Here is a 19,688-nt window from a genome sequence, read left to right on the forward strand (position 1 = left end):
AGCGGAAGCGGTGATCACGACGCGCGCGAGAGCGTCGAGTCTGTGAATCCTCGATCTCTCCGCATCATCGCGACGGCGGCGACGGGCGCGACGCTCGCCGCGACCGGCGTCCGCGCGGCGCTCCCGGGGCTGCCCGCGGACGTCGACTACACCGTGGGGTTCGCCCCGGCCTGGGCCACCGTCCTCGCGGCTCTCCTCGGCTTGGCCGCCGTACACCTGACGGCCCGGAGTCGTCGCGGCGCGGTTCCGGTGGGGTGGGCCGCCGCCGCGCTGCTGCTCTGGTCGGCGGGCGGTATCGTGCTCGACCTCTTCCGGGCGTTCTTCCTGATCACCGGCATTCCCGCCGGCACGTTCTCCGTGGTGGACCGGCCCGGGACGGCGACCCGATCCGCCGCACTGGCCGCGGCGGCATCGGTGGCGGCGCTTGTACTGCCCCGGACCCGCGTGCCGGAGGCGCCATGGCTGGGCTACGCGGCGTTCGCGCTGGGCTTCCCGTATCCGCTGGCCAAGCTCTACTGGTCGCTGGGCGGCACATTCGGCCGTCCCGAGATCTACAACGAGGGCTTCCCGGCGGGGGAGCTGGCCGTCCTGGCGGTCGGGGCCGTGGGAGCCCTCGCGCTCGTGCAGCGCTGGGGACGGCGGTTGCCGCGCGCTCTCGTCCTCCTCGGTGGTTGGACCGCGACGGCGATGCTCGCCACCATGGGGGTCATGTCCGTTTTCGGCACGCTGTCGCAGGCCCTCGGCCTGACCGACGGCCCGGTCCGGTTCGACAACGCCGGCAACGTCTTCACCGTGGGCTTCGTCTACGGCAGTTGGTTGTTGTACGGCCTCGCCCTGGGCGGTGCGACCCTCGCCTATCAGCGGGCCACCCGGCGGACTCGCCCCCCGGAGCACTGAGTGGAGGCGGAGGCGAGCCCGGTTTACCAGCGGGCCATACGGCGGACGACGGGGCGAGCGGCCGACGCGGTCTTCGCGTTCGTGGTCGGCGTGCCGTTGCTCCTCCTGTCGGTGGTGGTGGCCGCGCTGTCCGTGCCCGGCGTCCGCGCGGTCCTGCTGGTGGCCGCCGCGACCATGGCGCACGTCGCCCTCGGCTTCCGGCGTTCCCGCCCGGCTACGTCCTTCGCGGTGGTCTGCGCCGCCTGCGCGGTGCAGGCGGCCGTCACCGGGCTCTTCCTGGTCCTGCCGTCGGTCCTGGCCTTCCCGGTCGCGCTCTACTCCTACGCCGCGTACGGCAGGCCCGCCGTGGCCCTGGCGGCCGGGGTCGCGGGGGCGGTGGTGGTCGCCGTGCGGTTCGCCTCCGACGACAGCGTCACCATGGCGCGGCTCGGCCCCGATCCGTGGCTGCTGGGCAGCCTGCTGGTCGCGATCGTGGCCGCCTCGTGGAGCCTCGGGATGTTCCGCAGGACCCAGCTCGCCTACGTCGCGGCCCTTGAGGAACAGGCGAGGGAGGCCGGACGCCGGGCCGCGCTCGACGAGCGCGCCCGGATCGCCCGGGAGATGCACGACGTCGTGGCGCACAACCTGGCGGTCATCGTCAGCCAGGCCAGGGGCGGCAGATACGCCGCCGAGCGGGCGTCCGAGATCCTCGCCACCATCGAGGACACCGGGAGGAAGGCCCTCGCGGACATGCGTGGTTTGGTCGGTGTGCTGCGCGCCACCACGGACGCCGCCCGCGGGGATCTCCAGGCCACGACGCCGGCCACGACAGGTGCCGCCGTCGCCGAGGCCGCGGGCACGCGCACGGTCGTGGCCGCGTACGACCTCGCTCCGCAGCCCGCGCTGAGGGACCTGCCGGAGCTGCTCGACCAGATCCGCGGCGCGGGCCCGCGCGTGGATTTCTCCGAGAGGGGCACGGCCGTCCCGCTCGGGAGCGCCGCCGAGCTGGCGGTCTACCGGTTGGTGCAGGAGGCGTTGACGAACACGTTGAAACATGCCGGGCCGTCCGCCCGGGCGGCGGTGGATCTGCACTGGGCCGGCGAAGGGCTGCTCGTCACGGTCGAGGATGACGGGCCCGGCGGCCGACCGGCGGCCGGGCGACCCGATGGAGAGGAACAGGCCCGTGCCGCCGGCGGCCATGGGCTCGAGGGCATGCGTGAACGGTTGGCGGCCGTGGGAGGCGAGGTCTCGGCTGGATCGGGTGCGGAGCGGGGCTTTCTCGTCACGGCGCGCCTGCCGTACCGCGACGGAGGTGAGCGATGAGCATCCGGGTGTTCGTCGTCGACGATCAGGAGCTGGTACGCGCCGGCACGGTGATGCTGGTCCAGGCCCAGGACGACATGACGGTGGTGGGGGAGGCCGGCGACGGCGCCGAGGCGGTGGAGCGTCTCCAGGTCGTCACCGCCGACGTGGTGCTCATGGACGTGCGGATGCCCCGCGTGGACGGCGTCGAGGCGACCCGGAGGTTGGCCACCCGGCGGGGAAGCTCGCCCAGGGTTCTCGTGGTGACCACCTTCGATCTCGACGAGTACGCCTTCGCGGCGCTCCGCGCGGGCGCCTCGGGTTTCCTCCTCAAGGACGCGTCCGCCGAGGAGATCCTGGCCGCGATCCGCAGCGTGCACCGGGGTGACGCCGTGATCGCCCCATCCACGACCAGGCGGCTCCTCGATCATGTCGTGCCCGCTCTGCCCGTGCCGCTGGACGGGCCTGATCCGCTCACCGAGCGGGAGCGCGAGGTGCTCCTGCACATCGCGGACGGGGCGTCCAACGCCGAGATCGCCGGGCGGCTGTTCCTCTCGGAGGGCACCGTGAAGACCCACGTCGGGCGTATCCTCGGCAAACTCGGCCTGCGTGACCGCGTCCAGGCCGTGATCTGGGCGTATGAACACGGCCTGGTGCGGCGCAGGCCCGGGTGATGGAGTGGTCGGCGAGGCCCGCTCAGCGGGCCTCGGAGCCGGTCCCGTTGCCGGCCCTGGCCCGGACACGGGGCATGAGCAGCACCGCGCCCACGATGAGCACGGCCACGACGAGCGCCGTGAGGAAGGCGTTGTGGACGGCGTCGTTGAGCGCTCCGCGGACGAAGGTCGTCACGGCCGAGTCCACGCCGCCCATTCCTCCCGCGCCCTGCCCGGCCAGCACGTCACTCGTGGCGTCGACGCTCTTCGGCAGGTGGTCACCGCTGACCGAGGCCGGTGGGTGGGCGAATCGGTCCGAAAGCGTCGCGTTGGAGACCGCGCCCAGGACGGCGGCCCCGACCGTGCTGCCGATGGAACGGAAGAACATGTTGGTCGCCGTGACCACACCGCGGCGCTCCCACCCGACGACGGACTGCACGGCGACCATCGTCGGGCTCGATACCAGCCCCAGGCCGACGCCGGCGATCAGGCACGCGGCCGCGACCTGCCAGATGTGTGATTCCCGGCCGAGCATGGCGCACAGTACGGCCCCGGCCACGGTGATGGCGCCGCCGATCAGCGAGGTGTCGCGGAAGCCGATGCGCATGTAGATGCGGCCGGAGACCGCCGCGGCGAGGGGCCAGCCGACGCTGAGCGCGGCCAGGGCGAAACCCGCCACCAGCGCGCCGGTGCCGAGCACACCCTGGGCGTACGTGGGCACATAGGAGCTCAGACCGATGGTGAGCGTGCCGATCCCCAGCGAGGCGAGGTTGGCGCCGGTCAGCACACGGTGGCGGAACACCCACAGCGGCAGGATGGGCTCGACCGCACGGCGTTCCACGAGGACGAACGCGATCATCATGACGGCGCCGCCCGCGAAGACGAGCAGGCTGACCGGCGACCCCCAGCTCCAGGCGACCCCTCCTTCGAGCAGGCCGAGGATGAGCAGGGAGGAACCGGCGGTGAGCAGCACGGCGCCCAGGTAGTCGATCCGGTGTGAGCCGCGGGCCACCCGCTCCTTGAACCGGCGGGCCAGCGTCCAGGCGGCCACCGCCCCGAGCGGCAGGTTGATGAAGAAGATCCACCGCCAGGACACGTACTCGGAGAAGACGCCGCCCAGCGTCGGCCCGACGACGGCCGAGACGCCCCAGACACTGGCGAGGTAGCCCTGCACCCGGGCACGTTCCTCCACCGAGTACAGGTCCCCCACCATGGTGATGCTGATCGGCGAGATGGCCCCGGCGCCGATGCCCTGGATCGCACGGCAGAGGATGAGCGCCGGCATGCTCCAGGCGGCGCCGCACAGCACGGAGCCGAGGAGGAACGCGGCGATGCCGAAGAACATCACCGGCTTGCGGCCGAAGACGTCGGCGAGCTTGCCGTAGATGGGCACGGTCACGGCCTGCGCGAGCAGGTAGATCGAGAACAGCCATGGAAACTGCGAGAACCCGCCGAGGTCGCCGACGACGGACGGCACCGCCGTCGCGATGATCGTGCTGTCCAGGGCCACGAGACCGGAGCACAGCATGATGGCGGCGAGCACCGGTCCACGCTCGGACCTGAACCCGATGCCGCCCTGTTTCTCACCTGTCTTCGTGCTCACGTGGCCAAGCTCCCCTGGGCGTGCTGCCGTTACGGGAGTGGCCAACCGTTGTCCGCGCCCGTGCATTCCGAAGGACGCGATCTAGATCAGGACGTGCTGCTCCGGGTTGCCGGCGAAGCAGAACTGGGCGTTGCGGGTCAGCTTGTAGTCCGGCGCCTGCCAGGTGTGCGCGGTGGCGTCGGACCCGCGCATGTAGACGAAGTTGAAGCGGTCCGCGGAGTAGATGCGGATGCCCTCCTCCTTGCAGCGCCGGACGAGCCGGGTGTCCTCGCCCGCGTTGACCGGCTCGAACATTATCGACCGGAGCATGTCGGCCTTGGCGACGATCGTGGCGCCCTGGATCAGGTGGGCGTAACGGTTCTCCAGGCCGGGCAGGCGGAACACCGTGACGTTCTGGTCGGGGAAGTACGTGTAGTGGGCGCCCTTGCCCACCATCTCGGCGTCCGCGTAGTCGAACGCCCGCAGCAGGTCGGACAGGTAGTGCTCGCCGTAGAGGTTGTCGTCGTCCATCTTGGCGATCAGCTCGCCGTCCGCGTGCGCGATGCCGTGGTTGAGCACCTCGCCGAGCGTCCACGCCGGGTCGGCGGTCAGCACCTTCACGCCGGGGATGCCCGCGGCGAGGGCCTTGTCGCGGACCACGCCGGGGTCCTCGGAGAGCCCGTGCAGCACGAGGATCAGCTCGATGTTGCGGTGCCGCTGCCGGGCGACCTGCGCGATGGCGTGTTCGAGCTGTCCGGCCCGGTTGGTGGGCAGCACCACCGAGACCGAACGCGACCGGGACGCCACCGGGCGGCCGAGGTCGGTGAGGATCTGGTCGACGCGGTGGGAGAAGAGGTGCTTGTCGAACACCTCGCGCATCGCCAGGTGCGCCTGCCGGGCGCGCAGCTCGGGGCTGTTGATGAAGTACAGCGCCCGGTTGTACGCCTCCTCCTGCGAGTGGGCGATCGGGATCAACGAGCCGAACGTCTCCTCGATGGCCCGCGACCAGCCGGAGAGCACGGTGGTCGCGCAGGCCGACAGCTCGAAGACGCGCCGCGCGCACATCGTCGGCGAGTCGATCACCGAGTTCACGTTCAGGAAGACCTTGTACATCTTGTACGCGGCCAGCATCTGCTCGTACGGCAGCTCGCCCACGATGTGGGGGCGGTACTCCTCCGGCCAGGCGTACTTGTCGTCCACGGTGCCGTTGCGGGCGAAGATGTGCAGGCCCAGCTCGCGCACGGGGGCGAGGAGGGTCTCCATCTGCTCGCGTCGCTCGGGGTGCTTGTCGCGGAAGTACATGCCGCCGAAGACGACGTCGTACGGGCGGCCGAACTTCGTCTGGATCGGGTTGTGGATGCGCGGCTGGGCGGCGAACTGCAGCACGCCCACTCGATCATGCCCCAAGATTTCCCGATATTTCGGGATCATGTCGCCGTCGCACGTGTACACGTAGTCGAACAGCTTGGCCGTGTCGATGAAGAAGTCGAAGTTCGGCGGGTCCTCCTTGTTCCAGAAGACCGTGGGGATGCCCTCCGACCTGCACCACGCGATCAGGTCGCGCAGCTCCTGCTTGGGGGCGTTCGTCCCGGTCATCTGGTAGCGCCAGCGGCCCTGGTTGCCGTGCCAGGCCGACTCGCAGAACAGCATGTCGGGGCGCTTCTCGGCGAAGATCTCCGGCCAGTCCGCCAGCCCGAACTCGATCTGGTCCCACTCGTACTTGAACGCGAGCCGGGAGAAGTCGTCCAGGATCACGGCGACCTTGAGGTCCGGCCGCACCATGAAACGGTCGCTGTCCGGCCAGGCCAGCTTGGGAATCTTGACCTCGGGGCCCTTCGCCTCGACCAGCTCGACGGCCTCGGTCACGGGAATCGGCGCCTTGGGGCTCTTCCCCGGGGTCTTCATGGCCTTGCTCAGGTCACGCGGCAGCCGGGCGAACTTCGTCGGCTTGGTGGCGCCGGTGAGCGCCTGCGCGACCCGGTACGGCCGCTGGGTCTGGGTGGCCTTGAGCTTCCAGACGGCGTAGTCGGCCCGCGCCTCCTGGATGGCGACCTTCTTCTCCAGCTCGCGGATCCGCTGCTCGTAGCGCTCGACGAGCTTGCGCTCCTCCGGCAGCCAGTTCACCGGCCCGAGGCGCTGGAATTTCGGCTCATCTGAAGGGTTCTGGTCAGACATCAACGCCTCCATAACGTCCGGGAATGTGCCATGGTACGGCTTTCGGTGTATTTCCCGCTCGCCGTCGGGCCGCTTACACGCCTCGTCTTCCCTCGTCGCGCGTGGTCGCTTCGCTCCCGTGCGCTCCTCAGTCCAGACAAGGCCGCGTCCCTCGGGCTCGCTCGGTATCCCCCGCTCGCCGTCGGGCCGCTTACCCGAGGCGGGCCTTGGCGGCGGGGGAGAGGGTGTCGCCGCGCAGCCAGGCGGCGATGACCCGGGCGATCCTGGGCCCGGCCGCGCCGTCCCACAGCGGGGGAAGCTCGCCGCTCGGCGTGGCGGAGCCGTCGGCGAGGGCCTTGTCGGCGGCGGCCGGCAGCCCGGCGGGGGTGACCAGGCGGTTCGTGCCGTGCGTGACGGTGATCGGCCGCTCGGTGTTGGGCCGCACGGTCAGGCAGGGGACGCCCAGCATGGTGGTCTCCTCCTGCACACCGCCCGAGTCGGTGACGACCAGCGCCGCGCCGCGCACCAGCGACAGGAAGTCCACATAACCCAGCGGATCGACGATGGTGAGGTTGTCGCGGTTCACCAGGCCGGCGTCGGCCAGGCGCTGCCGCCCGCGCGGGTGCAGCGGCACGACCACCGGGACCCGCTCGGCGACGGCGAGCACGGCGTCGACGAGCTCGCGGGCCGACTCCGGGTCGTCCACGTTCGCCGGGCGGTGCAGCGTCGCGACCGCGTACCTCCCGGACACGCCGAGGCGCTCCTGGACCGGCGCGGGGTCGAGCTTGGGCAGCGCGGAGAAGAGGCTGTCGATCATCGGGTTGCCGACGAGGTGCACCCGCTCGGGGTCGGCGCCCTCGCGGGCGAGGTACGACAGCGCCTCCGGCGAGGTGGCGAAGAGGATGTCCGACAGCGCGTCGGTGACGACCCGGTTGACCTCCTCGGGCATCTCCCGGTCGAAGGAGCGCAGCCCCGCCTCCACGTGCGCGGTCGGCACGTGCAGCTTGGCGCAGACGAGGATCGCGGCCAGCGTGGAGTTCACGTCGCCGTACACGACGACGAGCGCCGGGCGGTGCTCCAGCACCACGTCTTCCAGGCCGGTCAGCAGCGCCGCCGTCTGCCGGGCGTGCGACCCGGAGCCGACGCCCAGGTTGGCGATCGGCTCGGGCAGGCCGAGGTCGGCGAAGAAGACGTCGGACATCAGCGCGTCATAGTGCTGGCCGGTGTGGACGATGCCCTGACGGACGCCGAGCTCGTCCAGTGCCCGCACGACCGGTGCGGCCTTGACGAAGTTGGGCCGGGCGCCCAACACGTGCAGGACGAGGGCGTTGTCCCTCATCGAACCTCCTTGAGCGTGGCCGCCCCCGCCTTCCGGCGGAGGAGGGAACACGGCACGATGCCGCGCGCGGATGCGAACGAGCGAGCGAGGGATCGGTTCGACGCCTTCGGGCGGCGTTCGCCGACTTCTTCATCGGATCCGCTCCCGCCCAGGGGAGGGGAGGATGTCAATGACCTCGCCTTTCACGGTGGGATTGGGGCAAACGTTGCCTATGGTACGGTCACGCCGTGGTATCCGAGGCCAAGAAGCCGTCCGTGACAGCCAAGTCGGCGAAGGCCGGGATGGGCGGCCTGCTCCGCGGGTTCGTGAAGAATCCCGTGGTCGTCTCCCGCATCGTGGTGAGCAAGGTGAAGACCGACCCGGTGCGGGTCGCGCAGGCCGCCGCGGCGGCGATGCCGAGCGGAGCGCGCCCGTACATCGGCCGTTACGCCTGGCCGGCCGCGCGGTACGCCAGGAGGACGGTGCGCAAGATCATCCGCCGGCGGGCCGACGGCCCGCTCGCGGAGGCCAAGGTGCACTTCGACGAGGGCCGGCTGAGCGAGGCCGCCGACGTGTTGCGGCCGCACGACCGTTGGCTGGTCGTCCGCCGCAGGATCGCGTACTACGAGGGTGAGAAGGCCGCGATCGGTCCCGACCCGATCCCGCCGAAGCCCAAGGTGATCATGGGCTCGCGCCAGGAGGGCCTGATCCTCCACCTCGTCACCAACGCCCTGCCGTACACGCAGGCGGGGTACACCGTGCGGACCCACCGCATCGTCACCGCGCAGCGCAAGGCCGGTCTCGACCCGCACGTCGTGACGAGCTGGGGCTGGCCGATGCTCCAGGGGCACACCGACGCCACGCCGTACGAGGAGATCGACGAGATCCCCTACCACCGGCTGCTGCCCAACGGCGGCGACCTCCCCTTCGAGACCCGCGGCCGGATGATCCAGGGCGCCGCCCAGGTGACCGAGCTGGTCAGGAGGCTGCGCCCGCAGGTGCTGCACGCCGCGACCGACCACCGCAACGGCTCCGTGGCGCTCGCCGTACGCGAGCGGACCGGGACGCCGTTCGTCTACGAGGTGCGCGGCTTCCTCGAGGAGACCTGGGCCTCCAGGGACCCCAAGCGGGTGAACAGCGAGCGGCACGTCATGCAGCGCGAGCGCGAGGCGCACATCATGCGCGAGGCGGACGCGGTCGTGACGCTCGCCGAGACGATGGCCGCCGAGATCGTCGAACGCGGTGTGCCGCGCGAGCGGATCCGCCTCGCGCCGAACGCGGTGGACGACTCCCTGCTGACCGCCGAGTACGACGGCGGGTCCTTCCGCCGCCAGTACGGCATCGCCGACGGCGAGATCGTCATCGGCTCGGTGTCGAGCATCGTGGCCTACGAGGGCTTCGCGACGCTGCTGGACGCCGCGGCGCTGCTGCGGGACCGCGGCACGCCGGTGCGGGTGCTGCTCGTCGGCGACGGCGCGGAGCGGCCGAACCTGCTGCAGCAGGTCGAGCGGCTGCGCCTGCGCGACATCGCGATCCTGCCCGGCCGGGTCGGCCCGGACGAGGCCCTCCAGGCCCAGGCGGCGATCGACATCTTCACCTGTCCGCGCGAGGACCTCCGGGTTTGCCGACTTGTTACGCCATTGAAACCCGTGGAGGCGATGGCGCTCGGCAAGCCGGTCGTCCTCTCCGATCTGCCCGCGCTTTCCGAACTCGTCGGCGGCGAGGGCGCGGGGATGCTCGTACGCGCCGGAGACCCCGCCGCGCTCGCGGACGCCGTCGGCGCGCTGCGGGACGATCCCGAGCGCCGCAGGGAGATGGGCGAGGCGGGAAAGGCCGAGGTAGCGGCGAAACGCACCTGGAGCAGCCTTGCCCGCACATACCGTGCGATCTACCAATCTTTGACCTGATTATGGAAATGACGGGGACTTCGTATGTACGGCATCAGGCACCGTTGGTGCTGACTTGAGATAGCCTTTGCCACCATGAAGTGTTGTTTCCGCCCCCAGGTCTCATCGTGAGCGAGCGAACCGGTTTCGATCTCACGGTCATCGGGCTGGGATACGTGGGTATGCCGCTGGCCAAAGAGGCCACGGCGGCGGGCCTGCGGGTGGCCGGTCTGGACGTCGACCCCCGCAAGGTCGAGGCGTTGAACGCGGGTCGGTCCTACATCGACGACCTGACCGACGCCGACCTCGACGCGATGCTGGCCGGTGGTTTCACCGCCACCCTGGACGCCTCGGTGCTGGCCGAGTCGCGCACGATCGTCATCTGCGTGCCCACGCCGCTGGACGAGGACCACCGCCCCGACCTGTCCGCCGTCGAGGGCGCGACGAGGGCCGTCGCCGCGCACCTGCGCCCCGGCACGCTCGTCGTGCTGGAGTCCACCACCTGGCCCGGCACCACCGACGAGGTCGCCCGGCCGATCCTGGAAGGCTCCGGGCTGGTCGCCGGCACCGACTTCCACCTCGCCTTCTCGCCCGAGCGCATCGACCCCGGCAACACCAAGTACGGCCTGCGCAACACGCCCAAGGTGGTCGGCGGGTACACCGTCGCCTGCCGCGACCGCGCCGCCGCCTTCTACAGCCGGTTCGTCGAGCGGGTCGTCCCCGTCAGCGGCACCCGCGAGGCCGAGATGGCCAAGCTGCTCGAGAACACCTACCGTCACGTCAACATCGCCCTCGTGAACGAGATGGCGATCTTCTGCGACGAGCTCGGGATCAACCTGTGGGAGGCCATCGAGGCCGCCTCCACGAAGCCGTTCGGCTTCCAGAAGTTCCTGCCCGGCCCCGGCGTCGGCGGGCACTGCATCCCGGTCGACCCGTCGTACCTCTCCTACACCGTCCGCAAGCTCGGGTACCCGTTCCGGTTCGTCGAGCTGGCCCAGGAGATCAACGAGCGGATGCCGTCGTACGTCGTGGCCCGCGCGCAGCGGCTGCTCAACCGCGCGCGCAAGGCCGTGAACGGCTCCCGCGTGTTGCTGCTCGGCGTCACGTACAAGCCCGACATCGCCGACGAGCGCGAGACGCCCGCGATCCCCGTGGCCGAGGCGCTGCTCGAGCTCGGCGCCGAGCTCGTCTTCTGCGACCCGTACGTCAAGGAGTGGGCGGTCAAGGGCAACCAGATTCCGCGGGCGGACGACCTGGCCGCGGCGGTGGCCGACGCCGATGTCACGCTGCTGCTGCAGCAGCACTCGGCGTTCGACCTCGGCGTGGTGGAGGAACGGGCCCAGCTCGTGCTCGACACTCGCGGCGTCCTCGCCTCGAGCGATCGCGTCGAGCGACTGTAGGAAGGGTCCGCCCGTGCACGTGCTCGTCATGACGGTGGTGCATCACCCCGAGGACGCCCGGATCCTGCACCGCCAGATCCGCGCGCTCGTCGACGCCGGTCATGAGGTCACGTACGCCGCGCCGTACTCCGCGCGCGGGGTGGTCCCACGATCCTGGGTCAACGGGGTGGATCTCCCGCGCGCCGCGGAACGGCGCAGGATCACGGCGGTGCGGGCCGCCCGCAGGCTGTTCAAGAGCATGCGCGGCAAGATCGACCTCGCGCTGATCCACGACCCGGAGCTGCTGCTCGCCGTCGTCGGCGTGCGCGGGCGCCCCCCGGTCGTCTGGGACGTCCACGAGGACACCCCCGCCACGCTCTCCCTGAAGCCGTGGCTGCCCGCGTTCTTACGCCCGCCCACCCGGTTCCTCGCCCGGCTGCTCGAAGGCGCCGCCGAGCGCCGCCTGCGGCTGCTGCTCGCCGAGACCGCGTACGCGGGGCGCTTCAAGCGGCAGCACCTCGTCGTGCCCAACGAGACCTGGGTGCCCGACACCGTCAGCGCCCCCGGCGACGACCGGGTGGTCTACCTCGGCTGGTTGTCGGAGGCGCGCGGCGTGCGCGAGGCGATCGAGGTGGCCCGGCTGCTCCAGCCGTACCGGGTGGTCGTCGAGCTCATCGGCTACGCCGACCCGCAGAGCCGCCCGCTGCTGAACCAGGCCGTCGCCGAGGGCGTGCTCGAATGGCGCGACTTCATGCCGAACGACGAGGCACTCAAGCGGCTCGACGGCGCGCTGGCCGGCCTCTCGCTCCTGCACGACGAGCCCAACTACCGGCACTCCATGCCCACCAAGATCGTGGAGTACATGGCGCATGGCATCCCCGTGATCACCACGCCGTCCCCGCGGGCGGTCGAGCTGGTCGAGCGCTACCGCTCCGGCCTGGTCGCCCCCTGGCAGGACCCGCAGGCGGTCGCGCGAGCCGTCCTCTTCCTCCGTGACAACGCCGAGGAGCGGCGCGCCATCGGCGCCCGGGGCTACGCGGCGGCGCGGGCCAACCACCACTGGCCGAACTCCGCCCGCCGGTTCGTCACCCAGCTCGAAGAGTGGGCGGGCGTCACACGCTAGCGGCCCCCGCCGCCAGGCGGATCCGATTTATCCAGACCTGAGATGATGGGCGGTAGTGTCCTGAAGGTGCGCTGGATCACTTTGCTCCTGGGCGTCGCGATTCTCGCCGGAGTCGCCTCCGTGGTGATCGTCATCCGGCACGACGACCGGCCCGCCACCCGCGTCGCCGGTGTGGACAGCACCGCCTCCGCGTCACCCTCAGGCCCGCGCACCCCGACGGCCAGCGCGTTCACCGACCCCTGCGGGACGTTCGACACCACCACGCCCGCGCCGTACGCGGTGTCGGGCTACTGGCTCGTCCCGACGGCAGACCGGTGCACCTGGCGGCGCCAGCTCCAGGCCATCCACAAGGTCGGCGGCGACACCGTCGTCCGGCTCGGCTTCGGGCTGTCCCCCCGCCGGGTGAACTACGAGACCGGTCAGATCATGGACAAGGACGGCGAGAAGCCCGACTCCCGGTACGCCGTCTGCACCGAGAACGGCGTCCCCTGCCTGAAGGCGGCCGAGAAGGACCTCCAGGCCGCCAACCCCGGCAACCGGATCACCTGGACGTACGTCTACCGGACCGACGAGCAGTACGGCCCCGGCATCTTCCGCTGCCCCACGATGGAACGCAAGATCGTCGTCGGGAAGTCGGTGTTCTACCGGCTGGTCGCCCCCGAGGACGGCTCCGACGACGCGACCTGCGACTTCTCGTCCAAGGGACGGAACTACCACGTCATCGTCATCTCGGCGGGGGCCGAGGACAGCCTGACCGAGCTGCTCGACCTCGGCGACCGGTTCGGCATCCAGGTCTTCCCCGCGATGCCGCTCGCCCCGCGCGACCCGGCCAACAGCACCCGCGCCGACCCGCGCCACATCGGCACGCTGACCACCCTGACCCGGCGCGTCCTGCAGGACTACGGCGCGCGTTTCGGCGGCCGCGAGTCCCTCGGCGGCGTCTACCAGCCGTTCGAGCTGCAGCTCCGCGACTGGCCCGACCCGTCCAAGGTCCAGACCCTCACCGTCTACGCCGAGCAACACCTCATCGTCGCGCAGGAGCTGCCGGGCAAGCCCATCCTGGTCAGCCCGTACATCGACGGCAGGCGCAGGGTGAAGTTCACCGCCACGCCCAAGCAGGTGGCCCAGGGCTTCAAGGCGCTCGCCAAGACCGGGGTGGAGATCATCGCGCCCCAGGACGGCCGCGGCACCGGCAAGGTCGGCCTCTTCTGGCCGAACTGGAAGGGCAAGCCCGTCGACGAGCAGCTCAAGATCGTCAACGGCGTGGGCGACAGCACGTACGCGGACGCGTACTACGGCGGCACCCGCGACTACTACCGCGAGATGGCGCAGGCGAGGGACGAACTCGCCTCCGAAGGCGTACAGGTCCAGCTCTGGGCCAACGTGGAGGCGTTCGAGCCGTCCACGCCCGAGCAGTCCGGCACGCCGAAGTGCGGCACCCAGGCCACCCGCAGCCGCACGGACAAGCCCCGCCTCGACACCCAGGTGACCCTGGCCGGGCCGTACGTCTCGAAGATCATCTCGTACATGTGGAGCGACTTCTTCACCTGCGGCTCGCCGTCGTTGTCCGAGGAGATCACCAAGGACTGGGACCGGCCGATCGCCGTCCAGGCGGTCAGGCAGGCCCGGCAGATCCAGGAGGGGCTGGAGGTCCGCGGCTACCACCTCGGCTCGGCCAAGGTCACGCTGAGCTGGCCGGACCTCGACACCCCGCGCGTCGTCGACGCGGCCTCGGTCGGCTGGCACGACACCACCCCGATCGAGAACCTTCCGTACGGGGTGGAGCGGATCTGGATCCCGGTCGACTGGGCGACGGTTCCCGCCGACGTCTGGGTGCGCGTCGAGGTGAGCTCGCCCGACGGACGCAAGGCCGCCGAGCCCGTCTACTACAAGAACGCCGGCTGAGGCCGGGGCGCTCACCGCGCCGCCGGAAGCACCGGGTTCTCGCTCCGCTCACCCATGAGCCATGAGTCGCCCTGCGATGCGCGGCTTCCCCGGCCGGTCAGAGGATGCCGGCACGTTGGATTGACGTGATGCCCATGAGGCGCGAATATCGGGCCGCGTCCGTGGCCGTGCTCGCGAGTTGGCTGGCTCGCCACTCCGATGAGGAGACGCGCTGGCGCCTGGTCGCGGAGTTCCTTGAGGAGTACCGGCACGAGCCGCCGGTGACCAGACTCGCTCTGTTGGCGGCCGAGCCATCGAGCGTCCTCGGGCGCGGCCAGCACCTCGTCCGATCCGGTGTGGGCCGGTCTCGGTGATCGAATCGGGGGACGCCGTGGCGGGCGGCTTCCGGTAGCGTTCTGTACATGATCCCGCGTATTCCCGTCAGCGTGGATCTCGTCGTGCTCACGGTGAGATCGCAGGCGCTCTGCGCGCTGGTCTGGCGGCGGGACAGGCCTCCGTACGAGGGATGCTGGGCGCTTTCCGGGGGGTTCATCCAGCTTGAGGAGGACCTTCCGGCGGCCGCCGCCCGGGTGCTCGCGGAGCGCGCCGGTCTTCCCGGCGCTCCCGTCCATCTGGAGCAGCTCCAGACGTACGGGTATCCGGACCGCGACCCGCGCCAGCGCGTGGTGAGCGTGGCCTATCTGGGGCTCGCCCCCGACCTGCCGGCCTCGACCGAGGCGCACATGAGCTGGCAGCCGGTCGACTCGCTGACCCGCATGGCGTTCGACCACCGGCGCATCATGCTGGACGGCATCGAACGGGCCAGGGCCAAGCTGGAGTACAGCCCGCTGGGCGCCGCGTTCTGCCCGCCCCAGTTCACCGTGGCGGAGCTGCGCCGCGTGTACGAGATCGTGTGGGGCAGGCCCCTGGATCCGCGCAACTTCCACCGCAAGGTCACCAAGACCGAAGGGTTCCTGATCCCCACGGGCGAGACCACGACCCGGGACGGCGGACGCCCGGCGATGCTCTACCGGCGCGGCCCCGCCCTCGTCCTGCACCCGCCGATGCTCCGCGTCTAGCGCTGCGACCGGACATGGTCACCAGGGTGCGGCGCGCGGCCGTCGTCGCCCGACCTTCCCGGACGCATCCCGTGTCCGCGGGTATCGGGGGCGACGCATAGAGTGCACCGACATGACCGTCGTGCGATCCGTGCTCCTGTTCGTCCTGGCCGCCGTACTGGAGATCGGCGGAGCCTGGTTGGTGTGGCAGGGCGCGCGGGAGAGCCGCGGCTGGGCGTGGATCGGAGCCGGAGTGATCGCGCTCGGCCTGTACGGATTCGTCGCCACGCTCCAGCAGGACGCGCACTTCGGCCGCATCCTGGCGGCGTACGGCGGGGTCTTCGTGGCCGGGTCGCTGATCTGGGGCATGGTGATGGACGGCTACCGGCCCGACAGGTACGACGTCCTCGGCGCCCTGATCTGCCTTGCCGGCGTAGCGGTGATCATGTACGCTCCCCGCGCCCACTGACCCGGTTCCCCCCACGCCGGACGCGCACGTCACCGTTGATCGTGCGGACGCCATGGTCCTGCACGACAACACGCTCGCCCACCGCGCCTGGTCGGCGTCCGGTTATGCCCCGCAACCCCAGTGGGACCGCTGGGTGAAACCCCTGTCCTGAACGGCCGCCCCGCCCGGCGCCCCTGCGCGCCTCGGGCGGATGCTCGCGTCCCCGTACGAGGACCCTGTGGTCTTCCACAGGGCCGCACTGGGGCAAGACCGGGCCAGGTGGGCGGGCTTCATCATGGTTCGGCGGCGGCCGGGTTCCTAGCGTTGACCGCGTGATCGAGACAATGGACGGCATCGCCGGATGGGCGATGGACATCATGGAGAAGTTGGGCGGTCCCGGAGCCGGGCTGGCGATCGCGCTGGAGAACCTGTTCCCGCCGCTGCCGAGCGAGGTGATCCTGCCGCTGGCCGGGTTCACCGCGAGCCGGGGCGACCTCAGCCTGGCCGGCGCGATCTTCTGGACGACGTGCGGCTCCGTGGCCGGTGCGTTGGTGCTGTACCTGCTCGGGATGCTGCTCGGAGCCGACCGGATCCGCGTGATCGCCGCCCGGGTGCCGTTGTTGAAGGTCTCCGACATCGACCGTACGGAGGCCTGGTTCCTCCGCCACGGGGGGAAGGCCGTTTTCCTGGGCCGGATGGTGCCGATCTTCCGCAGCCTGATCTCCATCCCCGCCGGGGTCGAGCGGATGCGGCCGGTGCTCTTCCTGGCGTACACGACACTCGGCAGCCTGATCTGGAACTGCACGTTCGTCCTGGCGGGCTACGTGCTCGGGGAGAATTGGTGGATCGTGCAGGACTATGTGGACGTGTACTCCAAAGGGGTGCTCGTCCTGGTCCTCGTCGTCATGGTGGTCTTCGTGGTGACCCGGCTGGTCACGTCACGGCGGGGACGGCACCGGCTCGACGACGGACAGCGCGAGGAAGGACAGGAGTGGGACAGCCGTTGACCACCCCGCCCGGCCCCCCGGACTCGCCGTCCGGGATGGTCGTGGGCTGGTGCCGTACGGTCGTGGGGCTGGCCGTCGGCGCGGTCACGGCGGTGGCCGGGGCGGGCCTCCTCGCGGCTGCGGGGGCGACGCTCCTCGCGGGCCGGCTGTGGCCGCCGCTCACGTCGTACGCCTGGGCGGGGGCGGGCCGGCTGGCCGAGCTGGAGCGCCGCAGGGTGGCGCTGTTCCACCGGGGCCCGCGCGCGTGGGACGCGCGGCCCTCGTACGACGGGCGGCGGGCGCTGGGCTATCTCGCCGCGCGGGTGCCGGTCGGCCTGCTCGGCGGGCTGGTGCTGTTCCTGCTCGCCTGGGGCGCGGTGACCGGCGTCACCTTCATCGGAGGCTGGCTGGCGGGCGAGCGGCCCGACGGCATCGCCCCGACCGCGCCGATCGTCGCCTACCTCACGGTGATGGGCGCGGTCCTGCTCTTCCTCGTGCTGCAGGGGATCGCCGGGGTGGCCGCCCTGGAGCGGCGGCTGGTGCTCCGGCTGCTCGGTCCCACCCCGGAGGAGCTGCTGCGCAGGCGCATCGACGAGCTGTCCGCGAGCCGGGCCGGGATCGTCGAGGCGGTGGACGAGGAGCGGCGCCGCATCGAGCGCGACCTGCACGACGGCATCCAGCAACGCCTGGTCGCGCTGGCCGTGCTGCTCGGCCGGGCCCGGCGCGGCCGGCGGCCGGAGCTGCTCGACGAGTTGCTGCGCCAGGCGCACGAGCAGTCCGGGGAGGCCCTGCGGGAGCTGCGCGACGTCGCGTGGCGGGTCTACCCGACGGCCCTCGACACACACGGGCTGGAGGAGGCGCTGTCGGGGGTGGCCGAGCGGTCGGCCGTGCCCGTGAAGATGTCCCTCGACCTGCCCGTACGGCTCCCGCCCACGGTCGAGACCGCCGTGTACTTCGTGGTGTGCGAGGCGGTGACCAACGCGGCCAAGCACGCGGAGGCCCGGCTGATTACCGCGGACCTGTCCGTGCGCGACAAAGTGGTGACCATGCGGATATGTGACGACGGCCGGGGCGGCGCGGACCCCTCCGGGACCGGCCTGCGCGGGCTGGCCCGCCGGGTCGCGGCGCTCGACGGCGCGTTCCGGATCGACAGCCCGCCCGGCGGGCCCACAGTGATCGAGGTGGAGCTGCCGTGCGGGTGATCCTGGCGGAGGACTCCGCCCTGCTGCGCGAGGGCCTGGTCCGGCTGCTCGCCGACGAGGGGCACGACGTGCTCGCCGCCGTCGGGGACGCGGACGCCCTGGTCGCCGCGGTGGAGCGGGACCGGCCCGACGTGGTGGTCACCGACGTGCGGATGCCGCCCGGGCACACCGACGAGGGGCTGCGCGCCGCGCTGGAGATCCGCGGGAGGCACCCGGGCGTCGGCGTGCTGGTCCTCTCCCAGTACGTCGAGAAGCGGTTCGCCACCGAGCTGATCACCTCCGACACCGAGGGGGTGGGCTACCTGCTCAAGGACCGCGTGGCGCAGGTGGACGAGTTCCTCGACGCGCTGGAACGTGTGGGAGCGGGCGGAGCGGCCTTCGACCCCGAGGTCGTCCGGCAGCTCCTCGCCCGCACCACGCACGTCGATCCGCTGGCCGCGCTCACGCCGCGCGAGCGCGAGGTCCTCGCGCGCATGGCCGAGGGGTGTACGAACGCCTCGATCGGCGAGCTGCTGCACATTTCGCAGAGCGCGGTCGAGAAGCACATCAACTCGATCTTCGTGAAGCTGCGGATCGAGCACGCCACCGGTTACAGCCGCCGGATCCTCGCCGTGCTGCGTTACCTCGGCTCATGACGCGGTGCCTCGCAGTACCCCACCCTCAGTAGGGTTAATGCTGTACAAAAACACTCAATAGAGGAGGACGAGCATGACGACGCCGCGGTTCCGGGCGGTACTCGACACCATGTCCGCGTACAAGCCGGGCAAGACCGTCGTGGCCTCCGACGGCAGGTCGTTCAAGCTCTCCTCCAACGAGTCCCCGTTCGGGCCGCTGCCGAGCGTGCGGGAGGCGATCGCCGCGGCCGCCGCGGAGATCCACCGCTACCCCGACCCCGCCGCCGTCGCGCTCACCGGGGCGCTCGCCGAGCGGTTCGCGGTGCCGTACGAGCATGTCGCCCTCGCTCCGGGCTCGGTGACGGTCGTGCAGCAGCTCCTGGAGACCGTCGGAGAGCCGGGCGCCGAGGTGATCTACGCCTGGCGCTCCTTCGAGGCGTACCCGGTGCTCGCCGACCTGGCCGGAATGACGTCGGTCCAGGTTCCGCTCAAGGACGAGACGCACGACCTCGACGCGATGGCGGACGCGATCACCGACGCCACCCGCATCATCTTCGTCTGCAACCCGAACAACCCGACCGGCACGGTCAGCCGTGCCGCCGAGCTGGTGAAGTTCCTCGACCGCGTCCCCGAGAAGGTGCTCGTGATCCTCGACGAGGCCTACCGGGAGTACGTCCGCGACGAGGACGTGCCCGACGGCCTCACCCTCTACCGCGACCGCCCCAACGTCGCCGTCGTGCGCACGTTCTCCAAGGCGTACGGCCTGGCCGGGCTGCGGGCGGGCTACCTGATCGGCCACGAGCCGGTGGCCGCCGCCGTGCGCAAGGTCACGGTGCCGTTCGCGGTCAACCACCTCGCGCAGGTCGCCGCCATCGCGTCCCTCCGGGCGGAGGACGAGCTGCTCGAACGCGTCGAGAGCGTGGTCAAGGAGCGCGCCCGGGTCAGGGAGGCGCTGATCGCCCAGGGCTGGACGATCCCGCCGACCGAGGGCAACTTCGTGTGGATGCGCCTCGGGGACCGGACCCCCGAGTTCGCCGAGTTCTGCGCGAGGTACGGCGTGGCCGTCCGGCCGTTCGGCACCGAGGGCGCCCGGGTCTCGATCGGCGACCGGGAGGCCAACGACACCTTCCTCGCCGCGGCCGAGGCGTTCGGCGCCTGAGCCGTCGGGGAGCGGCCCCGCCGCCCTCCAGGCCGGGTCTGGAGGGCCGTCACCGGGCCCGCGG

Annotated in this window: 16 protein-coding genes; 13 read left to right on the forward strand and 3 right to left on the reverse strand. The window is 71.3% G+C overall.

Annotation, left to right across the window (positions count from 1 at the left end):
* Positions 1–42: 42 nt before the first annotated feature.
* The 3 genes from AWQ70_RS38230 to AWQ70_RS33995 are packed head-to-tail and all read left to right on the forward strand — an operon-like array spanning position 43 to position 2,852.
* Complete coding sequence (locus tag AWQ70_RS38230; RefSeq protein WP_084518109.1) at positions 43–897, forward strand: hypothetical protein; 855 nt, start codon at positions 43–45, stop codon at positions 895–897.
* Positions 898–2,199: a sensor histidine kinase gene (locus AWQ70_RS33990; protein WP_084518110.1), complete on the forward strand. Its 1,302-nt coding sequence runs from the start codon at positions 898–900 to the stop codon at positions 2,197–2,199.
* Entirely contained in the window at positions 2,196–2,852 is a 657-nt protein-coding gene (locus AWQ70_RS33995) for a response regulator (protein ID WP_067185736.1), read from the forward strand. The genes AWQ70_RS33990 and AWQ70_RS33995 overlap by 4 nt, the downstream gene beginning before the upstream one ends.
* Before the next feature lie 22 nt (positions 2,853–2,874).
* On the opposite strand, the gene AWQ70_RS34000 is transcribed toward AWQ70_RS33995, so the two are convergent.
* The 3 genes from AWQ70_RS34000 to wecB form a co-directional block, all read right to left on the reverse strand.
* Positions 2,875–4,434 (reverse strand): MDR family MFS transporter, encoded by a 1,560-nt coding sequence (locus AWQ70_RS34000; RefSeq protein WP_067185738.1) that lies wholly within the window; start codon positions 4,432–4,434, stop codon positions 2,875–2,877.
* Between the two features lie 81 nt (positions 4,435–4,515).
* Entirely contained in the window at positions 4,516–6,588 is a 2,073-nt protein-coding gene (locus AWQ70_RS34005; RefSeq protein WP_067185795.1) for a glycosyltransferase family protein, read from the reverse strand.
* A gap of 190 nt (positions 6,589–6,778) precedes the next feature.
* Positions 6,779–7,906, reverse strand: coding sequence for a non-hydrolyzing UDP-N-acetylglucosamine 2-epimerase (gene wecB, locus AWQ70_RS34010; RefSeq protein ID WP_067185740.1), 1,128 nt, complete (start codon positions 7,904–7,906; stop codon positions 6,779–6,781).
* A 254-nt stretch (positions 7,907–8,160) separates the two neighbouring features.
* Here wecB and AWQ70_RS34015 point away from each other — a divergent pair, with 254 nt between their 5' ends.
* The 10 genes from AWQ70_RS34015 (at position 8,161) to hisC (ending at position 19,624) form a co-directional block, all read left to right on the forward strand.
* On the forward strand, positions 8,161–9,792 hold the full coding sequence (locus AWQ70_RS34015) for a glycosyltransferase family 4 protein (protein WP_245647280.1): 1,632 nt from the start codon (positions 8,161–8,163) through the stop codon (positions 9,790–9,792).
* Positions 9,793–9,899: 107 nt separating this feature from the next.
* Positions 9,900–11,171 (forward strand): nucleotide sugar dehydrogenase, encoded by a 1,272-nt coding sequence (locus tag AWQ70_RS34020; RefSeq protein ID WP_281197170.1) that lies wholly within the window; start codon positions 9,900–9,902, stop codon positions 11,169–11,171.
* A 13-nt stretch (positions 11,172–11,184) separates the two neighbouring features.
* Positions 11,185–12,273 carry a glycosyltransferase gene (locus AWQ70_RS34025; protein WP_174552449.1) on the forward strand — a complete coding sequence of 363 codons (1,089 nt, stop codon included), beginning with the start codon at positions 11,185–11,187 and terminating at the stop codon, positions 12,271–12,273.
* A gap of 66 nt (positions 12,274–12,339) precedes the next feature.
* Positions 12,340–14,178 carry a DUF4434 domain-containing protein gene (locus tag AWQ70_RS34030; protein ID WP_067185802.1) on the forward strand — a complete coding sequence of 613 codons (1,839 nt, stop codon included), beginning with the start codon at positions 12,340–12,342 and terminating at the stop codon, positions 14,176–14,178.
* Positions 14,179–14,579: 401 nt separating this feature from the next.
* A complete protein-coding gene (locus AWQ70_RS34040; RefSeq protein ID WP_067185746.1) occupies positions 14,580–15,236 on the forward strand; it encodes an NUDIX hydrolase in 657 nt (218 codons plus the stop codon).
* A gap of 112 nt (positions 15,237–15,348) precedes the next feature.
* Positions 15,349–15,684: a YnfA family protein gene (locus AWQ70_RS34045; protein ID WP_067185748.1), complete on the forward strand. Its 336-nt coding sequence runs from the start codon at positions 15,349–15,351 to the stop codon at positions 15,682–15,684.
* A 323-nt stretch (positions 15,685–16,007) separates the two neighbouring features.
* Entirely contained in the window at positions 16,008–16,670 is a 663-nt protein-coding gene (locus AWQ70_RS34050) for a DedA family protein (protein WP_067185750.1), read from the forward strand.
* The gene (locus tag AWQ70_RS34055; RefSeq protein ID WP_245647281.1) at positions 16,655–17,851 is read left to right on the forward strand and encodes a sensor histidine kinase; all 1,197 of its coding nucleotides are present in this window, start codon (positions 16,655–16,657) and stop codon (positions 17,849–17,851) included. Before AWQ70_RS34050 ends, AWQ70_RS34055 begins: the two co-directional genes overlap by 16 nt.
* Positions 17,842–18,486, forward strand: a complete 645-nt coding sequence (locus AWQ70_RS34060) for a response regulator transcription factor (protein ID WP_067185752.1) — start codon at positions 17,842–17,844, stop codon at positions 18,484–18,486. Before AWQ70_RS34055 ends, AWQ70_RS34060 begins: the two co-directional genes overlap by 10 nt.
* Positions 18,487–18,559: 73 nt before the next feature.
* On the forward strand, positions 18,560–19,624 hold the full coding sequence (gene hisC, locus AWQ70_RS34065; protein ID WP_067185754.1) for a histidinol-phosphate transaminase: 1,065 nt from the start codon (positions 18,560–18,562) through the stop codon (positions 19,622–19,624).
* Positions 19,625–19,688 lie beyond the last annotated feature (64 nt).

Source organism: Microtetraspora niveoalba (assembly GCF_001570405.1).
In the GTDB taxonomy this organism is placed as follows: Bacteria; Actinomycetota; Actinomycetes; order Streptosporangiales; family Streptosporangiaceae; genus Microtetraspora; species Microtetraspora niveoalba.